Origin of the sequence: Photobacterium swingsii, assembly GCF_024346715.1 — a bacterium.
In the GTDB taxonomy this organism is placed as follows: Bacteria; Pseudomonadota; Gammaproteobacteria; order Enterobacterales; family Vibrionaceae; genus Photobacterium; species Photobacterium swingsii.
Genome location: NZ_AP024852.1, coordinates 2,318,044 through 2,338,154, shown reverse-complemented (window position 1 = coordinate 2,338,154; position 20,111 = coordinate 2,318,044). Strand labels below are relative to the sequence as shown.

The window sequence follows — 20,111 nt, the reverse complement described above, 5'->3', positions numbered from 1 at the left end:
TTCAAAGAAAACCGCTGAAACTTCAGCGGTTTTTTTTCGCCTAAATTTTGTGATTAAAGATAGGGTGCCGAACCCTAGAACAGGGTTACTATCGCTTGTTGTTTTTAAAAAGCGTTAGCGATTTTCTTCTAGTAGTAAGTTTTTCTTTAGTTCTAGTGCAGTTATCTCTTTCTGCAAGGTATTCCTACTTTCTGGATCGTTAATCTTTTCGAGTGCTTCTTTCTTGGTACTGATCTGTTTCATCAGCTCCACTGCTGGAGGAAGGCAGTTAGCATCTTTTAGGATCTTCATCCCAAGTCGGTGTTCCGCTGGCGTTCTGAAGTAATCGTCAAGATCGATTGCCTTTCCTTTGTATTGATTGTTGTTCAATTCTCCACTTTTTTCAGCTTTACGGATCCAGCCAGCAATTGCGTTATCTATAAACAATGACATATATACCTCTAATCACATTCGTGAGTGGATGGTGAGACAAAAAATGCTTTTAACCCTTCAACAGAAATTGTAATGCCATCTGCAAAATACTGGTCGTAATCAACGGGCTTGGTCTGCTTCAAGAGCCATGAAAGGTTAGGTAGGTTGTTATCATCGATATGTTCAATATGGCTTGGCACCTTACTTTTTTGGATTTTCCCTGCTCTTTCTTGATGCTGAACAATGTCGGTAACGCGGGTAAAAACGGTTGCGAATGTCATGAAAGCAACTTGAGCATCAAACTCTTCCTTACGAAATACGCCCAGCATGTCATCTACTAAGATGCAGGAGTTAGGCGTAAATTCTTGAGTGTACCGAATAAACTCAACGGAACCCGGAATGGAAAGCAGTACCTTTCTAAAGTTTTTTGCAAAGCAATAAAGATAAGGTTCCCATTCGGTTTCATTCGGAATTTCGACTTTTCCCATCACGAAATCACAACACTGAAGGATGAGGTCATCTTTTGAGCTCACATGGCGATAGAGAGCTGTTGCACTAACCCCGAGTTGTTTGCCGAGCATATGCATGCTCACTTGATCTAGCCCAATTTGAAGCGCGCAATCGATGATCTCTGTTTTTGAAATCTGAGCGGGGCGACCTTTGCTGTTTTTACTCTTCATCATTTACTCAAACTAATAAGTTAACATCATTAAGTTTATTATGTTAACTTAATGGTGTTAACTAAATTGGTCAAGTTATTTTGATTAAGATTTTTGGAAGAGCTTAAGTCATTGGCTTACGATCTGAAGTGCCTTTGATGCTCTATTTGCAAGCTGGAAACAGCAAGGGATTGAATTTACCCAAGAGCGTGAAGAATCTGTCTACATTGTGGTTGTAGACCCAGATGGGCACCGTATACGAGTATTTTCTTAAATCTGATTTGTGAGAGCGACAGTGAGGTCAGTAGAAATGCAGGGCTTTTTCGTGTGTGTTGAAAATAAAGAAAGGGATTTGTATTAAAGCCACTATACCTAATCACTCGTAGAGGGCTATCCATTCCCCCCATTTTTATGGTGATTCAGGCTGTGTGCTGCTGGATTCCTATTTACTAAGTCGCTGTTAGGAGGTGATTTATTACTGTGATCGAATAGCGAATGATATTGATTTCCATTTGCAATTGATTTTTCTTGAGTATATTCTGCGCCGCTCAACAAAAACACAATAGAACTATAATATGAAAATCAGCCAACCATTAGTATTTATTGCTGCAACGTTACTGTCGGGATGTAACCATGGTGACCACAAAAAATCTGTTACCCAACAGCCTTCAATTCCGTCACAACCAACTAAACCCGTACAGCCCACTCAACCTGATACAAATGACAAAGCGCAGGTAACAGAGCTCACTGTTGACCAAGTTAAATCAATCGCGATTGACCGTGTAACCTTCGATGCACCAGGAGTATCAGCGTTAACAGTGGCGAATGTCACGAATATAAAAGCTAACTTTGGTCACGCTTATATTGATCAGGCATCTGGTGAAATGGTGTTTGAACTGACGAGCAGTAGCAAGCTCAATAAGTCAGATCAGCAAGCAAAAGCGATGATAGATTCACCTGAAGATCGTAATGTTAGTTCGAGTGGCTCAAAAAGCTCGGTAATACATTCACGTTTGGCTTCTGAGCAGAATTATCATTTTAAAATAAATTATCAAGTGGGTGATAAGCAGTATCAAGTCTTAGGGTATGCATTGCCGTTATACCAAAAGGATAAGAATACAATTGTTCCTCGCTTTAACAAATTAGATGCGGCAGGTGATGCGTTAGCCGCTGATCTGCAAGTGTTGACCCGTGATAAAAGTGATTGGTCATGTGTCACCGATGCAAGCTCAGATCTAACTTGGCAGGTCTTGCAAGCTAATGGTGATTTTGCATTTGATTCAACCTATTACTGGGGGGATAGAACACTAAATCACCGTGATTATATGCCAGCAAGTTGTGCGCTTGATAAAGATTGTAATACCGATAATTTAGTGGAAATAGCCAATGCCCAAAAGCTATGCGGCAAAACAGATTGGCGAATGCCAACGCGAAATGAATGGAAAACAATATTAACCACTGAGATGTTGAATGATGAAAAGCGTCAATCGCCGATTGATCGTTTCTTTTTCCCCTACTTGGATGCTAACTACGATGAAGCTTATTGGACCAATCACTTCACCGTTTATTTGAATGGCCATGAAGGCCCTGATGGTGATTGGCAAGGTTCGAATAAAACCGTGGGTGATGCGCTAGTAATGTGGATGGGCAGCGACTTCGCATACGAAAAAATGTCACCTCGTTCAACCAATGAACCGCGATTTGCAATGTTAGTGAGTGGGGCGGTTATACCAGATGAATCGGATAACTCGACAGGTGAAATAACAGCACAGTTAAAGTCTGAAATTAATAAAGCAGGCGATGAAGATAAAAATTGGAAAAAACGTTTTATTAAAAACGGCAAAGCAGGCCAAGCTTTACGTGATCAAGATTTAGAACAGTGGGCTTGTACTAGCGATAGCTTCTTTAAGAGTGTGGTACCAAATACCAATATCTTATGGCAACGTATTGATAAAAAAGCACCATTAATGACCTTAGAACAAGCACAAGCTTATGCTAAAACCGTTAATACACAAACATTATGTGGTCGTAATGACTGGCGCTTGCCGTCTGAATCTGAGCTTAAATCATTGCTGATTGATAGCTTGGCATATGGAATGGAAGACATGTCTTACCGCGCTGGTTATACCAAGAGTATCTTTAATGACACCGTAGTAGGTTTTGACAGCTACTATTGGACGGCGACTGAGTATTATGCCGATCCTAAAAATAAAAATATGGCTGTCGCATTTCAAAATGAATGGTCTGAAAGTAGTGGCAAATTACATTCAGAACGCTTCCGTGTACGTCTTATTTCGACATCGGTAAAACAGAAATGAGTCGCTCTACTTTTTTAATTAGCGCTGTTTCGTTAGCAGCGCTGCTGTTACTTGCAGGTTGTAATGGCTCAGATAATTCAACGGGTAATACGGCATTACCAACAGGGTCTAAACCGGATACATCTAAACCTGACACTTCCGTTCCAGACCCAACGCAACCTGATAAAGGCAAAAAGTATGCTAAGCAGCAAGTTACACAAGGTGACACTTTTTCTTATCAGTATACGTTGAAGCCAGGGCAAACCTTGCGTGTTATTCAACCTGCAACGTTGGGCAATGTCAGCGCTGCTAATGGGCTTGTTATTTATCAAGCGCCATTAGCTTTAACAGGGACGGATCAGTTTAAACTCGAAGTTATAGATGGTTTATCGGCGTTAAGCCTTGATTGGATGATCCGCGTAAATAAGCCAACGCCCCGTTTTTCTGTTGTAGCCGTTAACGATCAAGTGGCGGCAAAGGCATGGCAATGCGTTTCAGATGCAGAAACGCATCAAGGTGTCACTTGGCTAACGGCAATTCATCCGAATACTGAGACATTCTCGTGGCAAAATTGGGAAGCAACATTACCTGGGTTTGCAGCAGATTGTTCGCTCTCTGGTGCCTTGAGTGGTAAAGCATGTACAACCAACAACCTCATCGATTATGCCAACCAACAGCAATGGTGCGGTAAAACAGACTGGCGTTTACCGTATGCTTATGAAATGCAAAACCTGACCAGTGAACAAGATTTTGCTTTGGATCGTAATCAGGCGGCGATTGATCCATTCTTCTTTCCACATGTTGGCTTTGAAACTTACTGGCTTAAAAATGATGCCAGTGCCCAACAGGCGGATAATATTGCCTATCGTTATAGCTTTGGTGCTAATCGAAAGAAATCGTTGAGCCAGAATAAGCGTAAGCCAGCTTCAGTTATTTTGGTGAGTGGCAGCTATCGAGATCCATCGCTGCCTAATCAACAAATAAAGCCGCAAGCAGAAGAAACCAGCTTTATTCGATTAGATAATGCAGGGCAACCCCTCGCGCGCAATCGTCAGCAAGATGATTATCAAGATTCACCATGGCGTTGTCTTGATGATATGCGAGGCTTAGTTCGTGACAACTTGTATTTGCGCGATAAGCGTTTCTCGTATGTATATTGGCTAATACCAAACAGCAGTGACGCGACAAGCACTTTACGTAATTACGTGAGTGATTCTAGTGTGAGCAACTGTGCTCAAACTGAATGCTCGATAGAAGCGGCGTTACAAGTGATTAATCGCTCGAAGCAATGTGGCCGTAGTGATTGGCGCTTACCTACAGCAGATGAACTTGCATTATTAATGCATCAGCAAGTGAGTGGTGGTGAATACAAGTTGTTGTATTCAAAATCATTAAATTCGCCAGTTGCTGGAGATTACTGGGTTGCTACATCGACAGAGACAGGTCATGGCACGTTAAAGCTGCCAATGACGGCAACGCTCCAGCCAACACCATTAACGGCCCAGAATAAAGCGACACAAACGGCGAAACTACTCCTGATTGCGAGTGAGTTTGAGCCGCGCGCAACAGAGGACCCGCGTTCAGTTAGGAATCATACTAAACCTGATATTACTCGCTTGAGGCAAGCTTATGCGACTCACCCTTATCATTGGCCCGCCCCTTTTGTTGATGATATTGGTAGTTATCAAGAACTCGGCACTATGCCTCATCCTGTTTTCCCGAATCATAACCCTTATGATGAAAAGAAAGTGGCATTAGGGAAAAAGCTCTTTTTCGACCCGTTTCTGTCTCAGGCTCAGGATGTTGCCTGTGCAAGTTGCCATGAACCGAAAAAAGGATGGGGTGATGGCAGGGAAGTTTCTATTGGTCATGATCGCCAACGTGGAAAGCGCAACGCGCCAACCATAGTTAACAGCGCATTCTTACCACAGTTATTTTGGGATGGCCGTGCTGCGACATTGGAGCAACAGGCGCTGATGCCGATTCAAGACCCATTAGAAATGGCTGAATCGTTGCCTAACTTGGTGAAACGGTTAAACGCTCATCCCAATTACCCGACACTCTTTGATGAGGTATTTGGCCAAGGGGCGATTACTCAAGAACAACTAGGTATGGCATTAGCAACTTTTCAGCGAACGATTATCAGCAAGCAGAGCCAGTTTGATCGATTTGTGAAAGAGGCTGAATTAGGGAAAACGGATGCCTTGTCTGACCAAGCATTGTGGGGGTTAGATATTTATCGCCGAAATGGACGCTGTGCCAATTGTCATATGGGATCTGAATTTACCAATCATAAATTCGAAAATGTTGGTTTAACCTATTACAAAGCATTTTATGAAGACTTAGGTAAATACAATGTAAGCGGTAATAGCCATGATGTCGGGTTATTTAAAACCCCTTCACTGCGTGATGTAATGAATCATGGCCCGTGGTTTCATAATGGTTTAGTGGATACTATTGATGGCGTCATTTCGATGTACTCTGAAGGCATGGCAAGTAACGCGCCTTTTGGTTGGAGCAAGTATGATCCAAATTACCCAAAACTATCAGAGAAGATCAGGCCATTAAATTTAACCTATCAAGAGGCCGAGGCTCTGAAAGCATTTTTAGTGGCTATTACCGCTGAATCACCTTTGGACTCCGCAACCAAAACGGAACTCGGGCAATAAGCTGAGAGCTGAGTTTGCTCGTGTAGCTTGCTGCTAAGTTAAAATGAAAAGCGTTCGTTAGTGATAGCGAACGCTTTTTTATACCTGTTATAACGAACTAAAAGGGGCAGCATGGCTACTGACCCTTTGTGTATTGTTTGTATTTAAGCTTTCGCTTGCCACTTATCAACAACCAAAGCTGCAATAATATCGCCTTCCACATTTACTGCGGTGCGGAAAGTATCAAGAGGACGTTCAATGATCAGCAAAATTGCAATTGCTTCTAGTGGGATCCCTGCTGCGAGTAAGACTAACTGCATACCAGACATGGATCCTGACGGCATTCCCGGGGCTCCAATAGAAGATACCATTGCCATAATAAAGATCATGATGTAACCGCTCGTGCCTAAATCTATGCCGTATAACTGAGCAAGGAAGATAGCAGCAACGCCTTCGAATAGCGCAGTGCCATCCATGTTCATGATGGCACCAAGCGGCAACACCATGCTACTTGTAGACTGCGATACTCCAAGTTCTTGCTCTGCTGTTTGCATTGATAATGGCAAGGTTGCAGAACTCGATGAGGTGGTAAATGCCATCACCATAGGCGCAGACAGCGCTTTAAATAGCGACTTAAAACCAATACCTGTTGTCGCTTTTGCAATACTAGGTAAAACAATGGCGCCGTGTATAAAGGTTAGGAGAAACACTAAGCCCGCAAAACGAGCCAGCTGACCAAATAGTTCGCCATTACTGGTGACAGAAAACTCAAACACGATGGCAAAGACAGCATAGGGTGCAAACTGAATAATGCCCGACACTAATGTGTTAACGGCTTTATTCAGCCCTGAAATAACATCAAAAACGGCATGTTTTGCAGGTAAACTCGCCAGTAAAGCAATACCCAGTAAGATCGAAAAGACAACAATAGCCAGTAAGTTTGTATTGGATAGCGCAGCAATAGGGTTTTGCAGTGCCATGCTGATCAATTTACCAATAATGGCATCTGATGATGCTGAGCTATTATCGATTAATTGGGTGTGTTCACTCAGTGTAACGGTTGCAGGATCCACCAGTTGCGGCCAAGCAGGGAGCGTTAATGATGCGCCTAAACCTAAACTGATCGCAATGATCGATGTGAAGGAGTAAAAGGCGATAGTTTTACAACCGAGCTGCTTAAACTTTACTGTTGAGCCGATGCTTGTGATCCCCTGCAATAATGACAGCATGACAACAATGCCGACGACCATTTTAAGTAGGCCTATGTACGTTGTTTTTGCCAGCATTAGAAGCGAAAAACTGGCAGAGTCGGTATTGATGTAATCGGCTGGGATCAGCTGTGCGAGTAGCCAAGCTGAAATAGCGGCTAGTAGAAGTTGCACAGGAAGAGATTTGAAAAAGGTGAAACGCATAGTAGGCTCTCAATATATAGCAACTAGGCTATCTAGCCCTCACTAGACGTTGTGAGGGCTGTGGTTGCAGTTAAATACCTGTCGGTTTAAATACCGCTTTTAATCGTTTGGCGATCATTAAGCGCGAAACAGTGAATACACCACTTACCGTGCTTTGGTGTAGGCGAAAAATCGTATCGTATATACGTCGAATCATCCGGCCTTGTAATACCAATTTGCCCTCACAACGTTCGTTTTGAGCAAACGGGGCGATACCAAACGAGCCGACAGCAAAATGATGCCCGACGGCGACAACCATTCCACCATCTTTGAAGGTGAAAGGTGTGAGTGCTTGTTCGTCTAAGTGACGACTCAAGCTTTTTGCTAAGTGAATCGCAGCTTGGTTCGCAGCTTGTGCTCTAGGAGGAACGGTTGAGCCATCGGCTTGTGGAATAGATGCACAGTCACCAATTGCAAAAATCGCAGGGTCAATGGTTGAACTAAGATCTTGATTCACTATGATCTGGTTCATTCGGTTGTACGCTAAACCACCAATGCCATTTAACCAGTCAGGGGCTTTTACACCAGCAGCCCAAAATTGGGTATTGGCTGCTAGGAATTGACCATCGCTTGTTTGCATGCCGTCGTGAGTCACTTCCTTAATACGCGTATTGAGTAATACATTAACGTCGCTTCGTGTTAACTTTTCTTGCACCTTTTCAGACATTTTCTGTGGGCTATTGGGTAACACACGATCAGCTGCTTCGATCAGGTTAATGTGTAAACAAGCGGCGTTATATCTTTTAAGTTTTTTGCTCACTCTCGCTAATTCAGCGGCAAGTTCAACACCGGTTGCACCAGCACCAACAATGTTGATAGTGCTGTCATTGCCTGCGCGAAGTACATGGCTAATTTGATTCCATGCTTCACGAGCTTGGCTGGCAGAGTCTAAAAACATACAGTGAGCTTGTGCGCCGTGGGTATTAAAATCATTACTTACCGCACCAATAGCGATGACAAGGTAGTCGTAACTGACGGTATCTTCGGTGCCATCGGCTTTGCGTACATTAACCACTTTTTGCTGGCGATCAATATTGGTCATCGCGGCTTGGTAGTGTTGATAACCGTGTGTTGCGCCATGCGTAAAATAACAAACGGAATCTAAATCACTGTCGAAAGTACCCGCTGCAATCTCGTGCAGACGTGGTTTCCAGTAGTGATCAATTTCAGGTTCGATCAATAAAACTTCATCATTCTTACGAACAGATTTAGCCAGTAGAGTCGATAGTTCAAGGCCAGCAGCTCCGCCACCAACAACAACGATCCGAGACATTATGGGTCCTCAAAAAAAAGACGCTTCGCAATGAATGCAAAGCGTGGCCATGTGCCAAAATCAAAGGTAGAAAGTGCTATCCATAGCAGCATGAACAAGCATGCGGGTCATGAAAGAAAGCAGCCTTTAATCTAAAGGCTGCGCAGTAGAGTAGGGGTTACGATTATTTATCGAAGTGAATAACAGTACGAATGCTTTCGCCTTTGTGCATCAGTTCAAACGATTCGTTGATGTCTTCTAGTCCCATAGTGTGCGTGATGAAGTCGTTTAATTTGAATTCACCCGCCATATAGCGTTCAACAATTTCAGGTAGCTCAGAGCGGCCTTTAACACCACCGAAAGCAGAGCCACGCCATACACGACCAGTGACTAGCTGGAATGGACGAGTCGAGATTTCTTGGCCTGCACCGGCAACACCAATCACAACTGATTCGCCCCAGCCTTTGTGGCAACACTCAAGTGCAGAGCGCATTACGTTCACGTTACCAATGCACTCGAACGAGTAATCAACACCGCCGTCAGTTAGTTCAACGATGACGTCTTGAATTGGCTTATCGTAGTTCGTTGGGTTAATGCAATCAGTCGCGCCTAGTTGACGAGCAAGTTCGAACTTACTTTCATTAATGTCGATCGCAATAATACGACCTGCTTTCGCCATTTGAGCGCCAATGATCGCAGAGAGACCAATACCACCTAGGCCAAAGACTGCAACCGTGTCGCCTTCTTGTACTTTTGCAGTATTAAGTACTGCACCCATGCCGGTTGTTACACCACAGCCAAGTAGGCAAACTTCTTCAAGTGGTGCTTCTTTGTTTACTTTCGCCAATGAAATTTCTGGTAATACAGTGTATTCAGAGAAAGTCGAGCAGCCCATGTAATGGAAGATTGGCTGACCATCTTTATAGAAACGAGTGGTACCGTCTGGCATTAGGCCTTGGCCTTGGGTTTCACGAATTTTCTGACATAAGTTCGTTTTGCCAGATAGACAGAACTTACATTCACCACATTCTGGAGTATAAAGTGGGATAACATGATCGCCGACTTCAACACTCGTGACACCTTCACCCACCATTTCAACAATACCGCCACCTTCGTGACCTAGAATTGCAGGAAAGATACCTTCAGGATCTTCACCAGACATGGTGAATGCATCTGTGTGACAAACGCCTGTTGCGATAATACGAACAAGTACTTCACCAGCACGTGGCAGCATTACATCCACTTCTTCAACGGATAGTGGTTGGTTTGGGCCCCATGCGATTGCAGCTTTTGATTTGATAAATTTATCGGTCATGACATCTCTCTTTATATTTATTACGTCAGCACAATTGCGTGCTCCGTTTTGATGGTTGCCATTATATTTATTTCTCAGATGCTGATAATCCACTTAAATAATAAATTACTTTTACTCAGTGGTAATAATTGAGGAGGGAGAAGGCTAATACCCAAGGAGTGATTGATAAAAAATAACGGAGTTATTCTAACTAAATAATTAATTATCAGTGGGTTATGGTGTTATTTGCGATAATACCTGCAAGCAGAGTAATACCTTGCTGCCAATGGTCGTTTTGCTCGAATGTTGCAAAGCTCAGTCGAATACAGTGATTGTATTGGCCTTGGGTACCAAACATGCTACCGGGTAAGATACTGATCCCCATGGTTAAAGCTTGCTGATAAATAGCAAAAGTATCAGTGTTGCTCGGTAATGTGAGCCAGCATAGGAAGCTACCTTCTGGCTGGGATAGATGGAACTGACCAACCAGTGATGGATGCTGGTTTAATGCATCGACAAAGAGGGCTGCGAAGTTACGTTGATTACGGCGGTAAGTACGTCGGATAACGCCTAAATGCTGGCGGTATTTTCCTGAACTCAAAAATTCACCCACAGCTGATTGCATCAAATTTAAACTGCCCATGTTGTCACACAATAAACGGTGCTCAATGGCATCTTGATATTTGCCAGCTAATACCCAACCAATACGTAAGCGTGAATCGAGTGTTTTTGATAGTGAGCTGCAGTAGATCACCCTATCTTGCTGATCTAAGCTTTTTAAGGTTGCAGGATGCTCTTGATAGGCTAAACCACCAAACACGTCATCTTCGATGATAGGAATGTTTTTCGTGATGGCTAAAAACTGACGACGTGCGTCATCAGGCATGACATACCCCGTTGGATTGTTATAGGAAGGGTTAATCACAATTGCTTTTATTGGCCAGTGATTGATTGCATGTTCAGTGGCGGCAAGATCAATGCCTGTAGTGGGGTTGGCTGGTACTTCTATCGCTTTGAGTTTGAGTGACTCTATGATCAGCAAAGTCCCAAAATAACAAGGTGAATCAACAAGTACGACATCACCTGGTTGAGTTACGGCCTGTAAACTTAAGCTAATCGCTTGCTGAGCACCGTGAGTAATCAGGATTTTATTCGGCGAAGTAGAAATCCCGAGTTCTTGATTTATATGAACCAGTTGCTTGATCAGCGTTTCATTACCCGGTGGGATTTGGTAATGGCTTGGTATATTCGTTTGATAGCGGCTATGGCGGCCAATTTCCGCATATAGTGAGCGAATTGCAGGAAAGTCAGTATTAGGGTGTGCCGATCCGGCATGGACTAAATCAGGACTAAGTGGTTGGCTAAGAATGACTTTACTTAAGCCAATAAGATCAACCTCAGAAGGTGGCAATTGAGACTCTTTAGACGAAGTATTGAGCTTGCTGACTCGAAAGCCAGAACGTGGATGGGGCGTGATATCGCCAGCGGCTTCGAGTTGTTCATAACCTCGAATGACTGTGTTTTTACTGACTTGAAGCTGTTGGCTTAATGCACGAATCGAAGGTAGTTTCTCGTCGGGTAAATAGCACTGGTTTGTGATTTGTTCACGGATAAATTGCACAACCTGTTGGTACTTCTTGCCTATCATTATTGACATCTTCCTTTATAAACACATTTCTGTACCCTAAAAACAAGCCGAAACTGTCACTTTTATGATTTTCTGTACCTGAATAATCTATAACAAAAGGAACAATAAAGGTAGGTCACATGAGAATGACACAAATCGCTCCATATTTATTTGTTGTGCTATGGAGTTCAGGATTTATTGGCGCGCGTTTTGGTTTGCCATATGCTGAGCCAGCAACCTTCTTACTGCTACGCATGATGGCTAATGTGCTGGTATTTGGTGTGCTCGTGTTAGCGTTGAAAGCCCATTTACCTAAAGGGAAAATGCGTTGGCATTCGTTTGCTGTTGGCGTGTTGATCCATGGTTTTTACCTCGGGGGAACCTATAAGGCTATTTCGCTCGGTATGCCTGCAGGACTATGCGCACTGCTGGTGGGGATTCAGCCAATCTTAACGGCTGTTATTATGGTTATCATGAGCAATGAAAAGCTGCGATCTTCGCAGTGGTTTGGGCTCTTGCTAGGGTTTGTTGGTATCAGTTTGGTGCTACAAGGCAATATGGAATGGCAACAAGAAGGGGCCAAAGCCATGGCGTTTGGTTTTACTATGCTAGCACTGTTGGGGATCACATTAGGGACTTTATATCAGAAGCGTTTTTGTCAGGGCGTGGATTTAATTGGTGGGACCTTCTACCAATATATCGCGACAGGTTTGTTGCTGGCGGTGGTGGCAACATCAACGGAAACTATGGTTGTAGACTGGAACACGCAGTTTATTCTGACTTTGGTGTGGCTAGTGTTGGTATTGTCGCTGGTGGCAATATTACTACTGCTCTATATGGTGAAACATGGTGAATCGTCGAAAGTGGCCTCGGTGTTTTATTTAGTACCGCCTATGACAGCGTTACAAGCATGGTTAGCGTTTGGTGAGCAATTTGATATGTTTGGTGCACTGGGTTTTGCACTTGCGGCATTGGCGGTCTACTTAATGATAAGACCCGCTAAAAAGCAACCAATAGTCGTTGAACAGCGTGCCTAAAGATATGAATCATTAATGTGGTAGCTGTGCATGGCAGATAAACAAAAAGCCGCATAGTGAAGCGGCTTTTTCCATCATGGTGCTAATGTGCAGAGCTTACGAGAACGGGTACCAAAACAGGCTTTCAGCTTGATAGCGGTTCATTAAACCAATTGCCAATACAAGGGCAACGGTTGCTAACACTGCATAGTCTCGAGTTTGCAGCGGTTTGAGGCTATACCAAGAACGTTTCTTGTTACGGCCAAAGCCACGAAGCGTCATGGCGTTCGAAATAACATCTGCACGATCTAGGCTAGAAAAAATGAGTGGACCTAAGATTTTAGCGACGTTACGGATACGCTTAAAGACCGGCACATTTTTAGAAATATCAACACCGCGCGCTTGTTGTGCATGCATGATATTAATGAAGTCTTTGGTGACTTCAGGTAAATAACGTAGGGTTAAGCTCACAGCATAAGCAATACGGTAGGGTACGCCAAGTTTGTTCAGGCTTGCTGAAAATTCAGTTGGGTGTGTGGTGAACACAAACACCAAAGCAATCGGGAACATGCTGAAATATTTCAGTGTTACTGTTGCTAAGTAAAACAAGGTTTCTGCCGTAATACTGTAGCTGCCTGGAAGAGGGAGCAGCACAGTTTGTGATCCCATATATTCCATGCCTTGCTGCGGTGCAATCAGGAACATGAAAAGGGCATTCATAATTAGGACGACAGAAGTACCCATCAGTAAGGGCTTATAAACCTTAAAAGGGACTTTTGATTGTTTTAATAGCCATAAGCCGACTGCAATTAATCCGAAAATCACTCGGATATCAAAGGTGATCAGCACCATAGTTACCCAACCCATAAAGAGTAGGAATTTAGTGATGCCGTTCAAGCTATGTAGCATTGAGCCCGTGTTAACGTAGCTAATGCCAAATTTAATTTTATTGGTTTTCATTATTTTGTTTGCGCCTCGTGCTCGATAAAGCAACGAATGAAATCATCTAAACGGGTAATACCGAGTGCTTTGCCTAGCGTGTATAAACTCGTCACGTTAAGGTTGGCTTGCTCAAGTAAGGCTGGTTTACTGAATATTTCGTTTACTGCTTGATCAGCAAGACACTTGCTATCAGCAATAACAATGGCACGTTGGGTATATTCTAAAACAAGGTGCATGTCGTGAGAGATGATCAAAATGGTAATGCCCAGTTTTTCATTTAACTCACGGATAAAGGTCATCATCGCGGTGTAGTGATGATAATCCTGGCCTGCTGTTGGTTCATCTAGAATCAATAGCTCAGGCTCAAGAACTAGAATGGTTGCGATGGTTACGCGTTTTTTCTGACCGTAACTAAGCGCTTCAATCGGCCAGTGACGCAAACGGTATAAGCCGCATAGTTTAAGTACATCGTGGACACGACGCTCGACTTCTACTTCGGCCATACCACGGTTGCGTAAACCTGATGCAATTTCATCAAAAATCATGTGATGAGAAATCATATGATTCGGGTTTTGCAATACAATCCCAATCTTCTGAGCACGCTCGAAAATAGACAGGGTTGATAAGTCTTCACCGTTGAAAGACATCGACCCCGAGTCAGGTTCTAGCACACCCATGATTAAACGCGTAATGGTTGATTTACCTGAGCCGTTTTTACCTAGGATAGAAACAAACTCACCTTTATTTAAGGTAAAGCTCACGTCATCCAGTGTTTGGCGCTCGCCATCATAGGAGTAACTTAGGTTCTGTACATCTAACAGTGGCGAGGTGTTTTCAGGCACCATGGCTTCAGTTTGTTTAGCAAACCACTCGTTTACACGTGGGGCGAATTTACTAAGAGATAGGGTAGAGAAGTAAGCGGGTTTATCTGCTTCTGTGATTTCACAGCCTGCCGCTTTTAATGCCGAGATATACAGTGGTTCACGAATACCGTGTTGTTGTAATAGTGAGCTAGCAATCATGGCGTCTGGCGTCATGTCTGCGACGATTTCACCACGGTTCATTAAAATAATGCGATCAACATGGCAATGAAGAACATCTTCTAAACGGTGCTCGATAATAACCACTGTTTTGCCCGTATCACGGTGCAGCTGATCGATGATCTCAATAGCTTGTTTACCCGTTTGCGGATCAAGGCTCGCAAGAGGCTCATCGAATAAGAGAATGTCGACATCGTCAACCATAACACCAGCCAGTGATACACGCTGCTTTTGGCCGCCACTTAGGTCAAAAGGAGAGAGTTCCAGCATAGTATCAAGATCCAGCATTTTTGCCGTGTTCTCAACAATGCTGTGCATTTCTGCTTGCTCTACCATTTGGTTTTCAAGCGCAAAAGCAATATCTTCACCTATGCTTAATCCAACAAATTGTCCGTCAGTATCTTGTAAGACTGTGCCGACCATATTGGTGCAGTGGTGCAGGTCAAGTTTTGAAACGTCTTGACCATTTAACGTCAGCTTGCCTGTGGTATCCCCTTTAATTGAGTGGGGGATTAAACCGTTTAAGCAGTGGCCAAGTGTCGACTTACCGCTACCACTTGGACCAATAATGACAACCTTTTCACCTTTCTCGATAGTGAGGTTGATATTTTTTAAGGTTGGCTGTTCTAACGCCCAGTACTTGAACGTGAAATCTGAAAACTGGATAGTCATGCTTAATCAGCCTCTTTAAGGTTGTAGCTTTGCTGTTTACGTTTAGCGACAGCAGTAAGAATAAAGTGACCAACAATGGCAATGAGCAGTGTGTTACCAGCCGCAATAATAGAAAGTTGTGCCATGACTTTAACGAAAGGTTCGGCATAGAGTACTGAATCGAGGTACGCCGAGCAGCCGTAACCAATGACGTTACCTAGGAATGCGAGGAAGACGAAAAGCGTGAAATCCAGTTTATTGAATTTCCCTTTTTCTAGGCGGTCTTGAGTGATTTTTGGATATAGGCCGATCAGTAAGCCAACGATACCAGAACCTAGCACCCATGTTAGCCATACCCCCCAACCTGCAAAGAGGTCAGTAACCCAGTGGCCAATAAATCCAACAAGGAAGCCAACTAGTGGGCCGAAAAGAACACCAAATAAAGCAAGAACAGCCATCGCTGGCTTTAGAGTGGTGTTTGCAAAAACTGGAATACCAAACATAGGAAGTCCGCCGATGCCATAAAGGGCAGCACCAATGGCGATAAGCACCACAGTCTTAGCAGAAAGCGTCATGATAGAACCTTTTGTGATCTTTTTCTTCTATCCGCAAAGATGGTTGCTAAAACAGTGAATAATCGACTGTTTTTTCAAAAGCTGTCACCAAAGTAATCAAAGAGGATTACTTAGCGTTTAATTATCCGTAATTAACCAAGAGCGGTAATAAAATCAATGCACCAACAGCATTGAGGGCGGCAATCATACAGCAAGAAAAGCATGAAAGGAACGCTCTACTTCTAGACGTCTAGATATTAGACGATCTTAATAGGTGTCGAGAATATAACTGAAATCACAGTCTGCTATTTTATATGTGTCTTGATGCGTTATGGCTCACTGTTCCTAAGGTGAAAAGTAGGCAATATGCGCTAAGCTTGTAAGGATAGATGGACACTGTAAATATTAAGTTGAATAATAATTCTCGAAAAATCTATCGTTATGAAATAAAAGGTTTTTTATGCTTTGTTTGAATCTGAAGCACAAAAGATAGGTTCAGGTGATAGAGTCTGAGAAGTTCCTACATTTATAGTAACTTCGAGGTATTAACAAACTTAGCAACTAAAGATAAAATAGAGTATATCTTTTGTAACCGATTAAATTATCTCTCTTTTCTGCTTTATTTTTAGGAAGAGTTGGTAAATACTGCTGTTTAGTGATATTTAATTTACAGCATGTAATAAATGCCCTTCAGGTGTGACTTGTCAAGCCTGAACTTGATTCGAAATTTTGCGCTAAGGCACAGAATGCGAATGTGCTCGGATATCAAGTTAGGGTAAAATTAGGTACTATTAAAGCAATCCCGTCAATTCTGACTGGGTGCAGAGCCAAATCATTGGAGATACAGCTTGATTAATGTATTCCTTGTAGATGATCACGAACTGGTTCGCACAGGGATCCGACGTCTTCTAGAAGATGTCCGTGGTATTAAAGTGGTAGGGGAAGCCGACAGTGGTGAGGAAGCCGTAAAATGGTGCCGTAGTGAACATGCGGATATCATTCTTATGGATATGAATATGCCTGGTATCGGCGGTCTTGAAGCTACCCGTAAGATTCTTCGCTTCAACCCTGATGTAAAGATTATCGTATTAACTATTCATACAGAGAACCCATTTCCGACTAAGGTTATGCAAGCTGGTGGTTCAGGTTATCTGACCAAAGGCGCAGGCCCCGACGAGATGATCAATGCCATCCGTATGGTGAATAGTGGACAGCGCTATATTTCTCCTGAAATTGCGCAGCAAATGGCATTGAGCCAATTTGCTTCAGATGCTGAAAACCCGTTTAAAGATCTTTCTGAGCGTGAGTTACAGATCATGATGATGATCACCAAGGGCCAGAAAGTTACCGACATTTCAGAGCAGCTGAGCTTGAGTCCTAAAACGGTCAATAGCTATCGTTACCGCTTGTTCAACAAGCTTGATATTAGTGGTGATGTGGAGCTAACCCACCTTGCAATTCGTCACGGGATGCTAGACACAGAGACCTTGTAGTGTCAGACCATCACGACGGAACAGCTTTTGATTCAAAAAGCTTCTTAATGACAGTCACTCACCAGCCTGGCGTGTACCGGATGTACGATGCCACTGGTGAGGTGATTTATGTCGGTAAAGCAAAAGACCTCAAAAAACGCCTTTCGAGTTATTTTCGCACCAATGTAGCGGGCGAAAAAACACGTGCCTTGGTGAAAAACATCAATAAAGTTGATGTCACAGTCACCCACACCGAAACTGAAGCCCTGATCCTTGAGCATAACTACATCAAATTGTATTTGCCTAAATACAACGTATTGTTGCGCGACGATAAATCTTACCCGTATATTTTTCTGAGCCACCATAAGCACCCTCGCTTAAGCATCCACCGTGGCACGAAAAAGCGCAAAGGGGAGTATTTTGGCCCGTATCCCAACCCTGGTGCTGTGCGAGAAAGCTTGCACTTGATGCAAAAGCTCTTTCCTGTGCGTCAGTGTGAAGACTCCGTTTATGCCAATCGTAGCCGACCTTGTTTGATGTATCAGATTGGTCGCTGTTTAGGTCCTTGTGTTAAAGGTTTGGTTAGTGACGACGAATATAATGATCAGCTTGGTTATGTCCGTCTGTTCCTACAAGGGAAAGATCGACAGGTTATCAGTGCGTTAGTCGAAAAAATGGAACAAGCTAGCATGGCACTTGAGTTTGAAAAAGCCGCAACGTATCGCGATCAAATTCAAGCCCTTCGCCGTGTGCAAGAACAGCAATTTGTCAGCCATGACAACGAAGATGATATTGATGTTATTGGCATAGCGCACGAACGTGGTATGGCGTGTATTCATGCACTTTATATCCGCCAAGGTAAAATCCTTGGTAGTCGCAGTTACTTCCCTAAAGTGCCGTCCGATGCCGATTTGCCGGAAGTATTATCCAGCTTTTTGACGCAGTTTTATCTGAATCAGGCGGAAGGTCGCGTGATCCCAACGGTGATTGTGCTGAGTGAATCGCTAGGGGATGAGCAAACCGTTATTTCAGATGCATTGAGCCAAGTCGCTGGGCGTAAAATTGCCCTCAAGACTAACCCGCGCGGAAGCCGTGGCCAGTATCTTAAACTCGCACAAACGAATGCCAATACTGCATTAATCAGTAAGTTGAATCATAAAATGACGATTCAACAGCGCTTTGCTGCCTTATCAAAAGCGCTCAAGCTTGATGTAATTAATCGGATGGAATGTTTTGATATCAGCCATACCATGGGTGAAAAGACAGTTGCATCATGTGTTGTGTTTAATAAAGATGGTCCGCTGAAGCCTGAGTATCGCCGTTTTAATATCACGGGGATCACTGGAGGGGATGACTATGCGGCCATGGCACAAGCATTAGAGCGTCGATACGGTAAACAAATGGATCCAGATAAGATCCCAGACATTATTTTTATCGATGGGGGTAGAGGTCAGCTTTCAAGAGCGTATGATGTAGTGAATACATTCATGCAAGATTGGCCAAAACGCTCATTACTTGTTGGTGTGGCAAAGGGCACAACACGTAAACCCGGGCTTGAAACCCTACTTTTAGTTACGGGTGAAGAGTTTTCAATGCCGAGTGATTCTCCTGCATTGCATCTTATTCAGCATATACGTGATGAAAGCCATAACCACGCTATTAGTGGACACAGGGCGCAACGAGCCAAGGTTCGTAAGCGCAGTGCGTTAGAAGATGTAGAGGGAATTGGCCCGAAACGTCGCCAAGCATTACTTAAATACATGGGTGGACTTCAAGAACTTAAACGAGCAAGTAAAGAAGACATCGCCAAAGTTCCAGGGATCAGTAAATCTTTGGCAGAAAAGATATTTGACGCATTGCAACATAACTAGCTTTGCGGCACTCTATTAAAATCACTTATAAGAATAATCGTTATGCGTTTAACAATTCCGAATATTTTGAGCTTTATCCGTTTGCTTCTTATCCCCGTCTTCGTAATTGCATTCTATCTACCTTATGAATGGTCGCCTTTTGCGACGGCATTTGTGTTTTGGGTAGCGGGTGTGACAGATTGGTTTGATGGTTATCTGGCACGTAAACTGAATCAAACAACTCGCTTTGGCGCTTTTATTGACCCAGTAGCTGACAAGCTAATGGTGGCGACGGCACTTGTGCTTGTTGTTGAAGACTACCATAGCCTGTGGATCACTATCCCTGCGGTCACAATGATTGGTCGTGAAATCATTATTTCAGCTTTGCGTGAATGGATGGCTGAATTAGGTAAACGCTCTAACGTTGCAGTGTCTTGGGTGGGTAAGGTGAAAACCGCGACTCAAATGTTTGCACTCTTTATTTTACTGTGGCATCCAACCGAGTGGGCGGTGTGGATTGGCTATGTATCACTCTATATTGCGCTAGTTTTAACTTATTGGTCTATGTATCAGTACTTAAAGGCTGCAAAAGATGATTTGTTGCATGCCGACCATATGTAACTTTATATGTTTAAAAAAGGCGACTTAGGTCGCCTTTTTGCTATTTGGAGCTTGTGTACCAAACATTCGTTTGGATTTTAAACAATAAAGATACGTCTCGTATTTTCGATTATGTTCAAAATGAAATATAGGGTGGAAACGCACTGTCGTCTGTGTTACTTTTCTGACAATCCCATGTAGGCCATGTTTACTGGGGCACATGCGTTATGACAAATCCTGCTGATATTGCCATAACGTGCCGTAGGTACTGATACGAACATCTTGTATCAGTAGAAGGGCATTAATAGCGCAAGTCTGTATTAATAAGCAGGCGCATATTGAAGGAA

15 protein-coding genes are annotated in these 20,111 nt (G+C 43.3%); 6 read left to right on the top strand and 9 right to left on the bottom strand.

Annotated features, from left to right (window positions below; translation table 11 throughout):
• Positions 1 to 114 precede the first annotated feature (114 nt).
• Both OCU77_RS10795 and OCU77_RS10790 read right to left on the bottom strand, forming a co-directional pair.
• Positions 115 to 432, bottom strand: a complete 318-nt coding sequence (locus OCU77_RS10795) for a DnaJ family domain-containing protein (RefSeq protein ID WP_048900796.1) — start codon at positions 430 to 432, stop codon at positions 115 to 117.
• A gap of 8 nt (positions 433 to 440) precedes the next feature.
• Positions 441 to 1,094: a TetR/AcrR family transcriptional regulator gene (locus OCU77_RS10790; RefSeq protein WP_239686085.1), complete on the bottom strand. Its 654-nt coding sequence runs from the start codon at positions 1,092 to 1,094 to the stop codon at positions 441 to 443.
• 551 nt (positions 1,095 to 1,645) lie between these two features.
• Here OCU77_RS10790 and OCU77_RS10785 point away from each other — a divergent pair.
• Both OCU77_RS10785 and OCU77_RS10780 read left to right on the top strand, forming a co-directional pair.
• Positions 1,646 to 3,388, top strand: a complete 1,743-nt coding sequence (locus OCU77_RS10785; protein ID WP_244915156.1) for an Lcl domain-containing protein — start codon at positions 1,646 to 1,648, stop codon at positions 3,386 to 3,388.
• Positions 3,385 to 6,036: a cytochrome c peroxidase gene (locus OCU77_RS10780; protein WP_107302505.1), complete on the top strand. Its 2,652-nt coding sequence runs from the start codon at positions 3,385 to 3,387 to the stop codon at positions 6,034 to 6,036. The genes OCU77_RS10785 and OCU77_RS10780 overlap by 4 nt, the downstream gene beginning before the upstream one ends.
• 143 nt (positions 6,037 to 6,179) lie before the next feature.
• Here OCU77_RS10780 and OCU77_RS10775 read toward each other — a convergent pair whose 3' ends face one another.
• From OCU77_RS10775 to OCU77_RS10760, 4 genes are all read right to left on the bottom strand, one after another.
• Positions 6,180 to 7,427: a dicarboxylate/amino acid:cation symporter gene (locus tag OCU77_RS10775; protein WP_048900798.1), complete on the bottom strand. Its 1,248-nt coding sequence runs from the start codon at positions 7,425 to 7,427 to the stop codon at positions 6,180 to 6,182.
• Between the two features lie 70 nt (positions 7,428 to 7,497).
• The gene (locus OCU77_RS10770; RefSeq protein ID WP_048900799.1) at positions 7,498 to 8,739 is read right to left on the bottom strand and encodes an NAD(P)/FAD-dependent oxidoreductase; all 1,242 of its coding nucleotides are present in this window, start codon (positions 8,737 to 8,739) and stop codon (positions 7,498 to 7,500) included.
• Positions 8,740 to 8,902: 163 nt separating this feature from the next.
• Positions 8,903 to 10,033, bottom strand: coding sequence for an S-(hydroxymethyl)glutathione dehydrogenase/class III alcohol dehydrogenase (locus tag OCU77_RS10765; protein WP_048900800.1), 1,131 nt, complete (start codon positions 10,031 to 10,033; stop codon positions 8,903 to 8,905).
• A gap of 205 nt (positions 10,034 to 10,238) precedes the next feature.
• The gene (locus OCU77_RS10760; RefSeq protein WP_107302504.1) at positions 10,239 to 11,669 is read right to left on the bottom strand and encodes an aminotransferase-like domain-containing protein; all 1,431 of its coding nucleotides are present in this window, start codon (positions 11,667 to 11,669) and stop codon (positions 10,239 to 10,241) included.
• 110 nt (positions 11,670 to 11,779) lie between these two features.
• On the opposite strand from OCU77_RS10760, the gene OCU77_RS10755 reads away from it, so the two are divergent.
• Complete coding sequence (locus OCU77_RS10755) at positions 11,780 to 12,676, top strand: DMT family transporter (RefSeq protein ID WP_239686086.1); 897 nt, start codon at positions 11,780 to 11,782, stop codon at positions 12,674 to 12,676.
• 96 nt (positions 12,677 to 12,772) lie between these two features.
• Here OCU77_RS10755 and OCU77_RS10750 read toward each other — a convergent pair whose 3' ends face one another.
• Genes OCU77_RS10750 through OCU77_RS10740 form a run of 3 tightly spaced genes read right to left on the bottom strand, consistent with a single transcriptional unit; the run spans position 12,773 to position 15,863 of the window.
• Positions 12,773 to 13,615 carry an energy-coupling factor transporter transmembrane component T family protein gene (locus OCU77_RS10750; RefSeq protein ID WP_048900802.1) on the bottom strand — a complete coding sequence of 281 codons (843 nt, stop codon included), beginning with the start codon at positions 13,613 to 13,615 and terminating at the stop codon, positions 12,773 to 12,775.
• Positions 13,615 to 15,309, bottom strand: coding sequence for an ABC transporter ATP-binding protein (locus OCU77_RS10745; protein WP_107302503.1), 1,695 nt, complete (start codon positions 15,307 to 15,309; stop codon positions 13,615 to 13,617). Before OCU77_RS10745 ends, OCU77_RS10750 begins: the two co-directional genes overlap by 1 nt.
• A 2-nt stretch (positions 15,310 to 15,311) precedes the next feature.
• The gene (locus OCU77_RS10740; RefSeq protein ID WP_048900803.1) at positions 15,312 to 15,863 is read right to left on the bottom strand and encodes an ECF-type riboflavin transporter substrate-binding protein; all 552 of its coding nucleotides are present in this window, start codon (positions 15,861 to 15,863) and stop codon (positions 15,312 to 15,314) included.
• 827 nt (positions 15,864 to 16,690) lie between these two features.
• Here OCU77_RS10740 and uvrY point away from each other — a divergent pair.
• From uvrY to pgsA, 3 genes are read left to right on the top strand one after another with little or no spacing between them, the layout of a single operon-like run.
• A complete protein-coding gene (gene uvrY, locus OCU77_RS10735) occupies positions 16,691 to 17,335 on the top strand; it encodes a UvrY/SirA/GacA family response regulator transcription factor (protein ID WP_048900804.1) in 645 nt (214 codons plus the stop codon).
• A gap of 47 nt (positions 17,336 to 17,382) precedes the next feature.
• Entirely contained in the window at positions 17,383 to 19,185 is a 1,803-nt protein-coding gene (gene uvrC, locus OCU77_RS10730) for an excinuclease ABC subunit UvrC (RefSeq protein WP_261856003.1), read from the top strand.
• A gap of 42 nt (positions 19,186 to 19,227) precedes the next feature.
• Entirely contained in the window at positions 19,228 to 19,785 is a 558-nt protein-coding gene (gene pgsA, locus OCU77_RS10725; protein WP_107302502.1) for a CDP-diacylglycerol--glycerol-3-phosphate 3-phosphatidyltransferase, read from the top strand.
• Positions 19,786 to 20,111 lie beyond the last annotated feature (326 nt).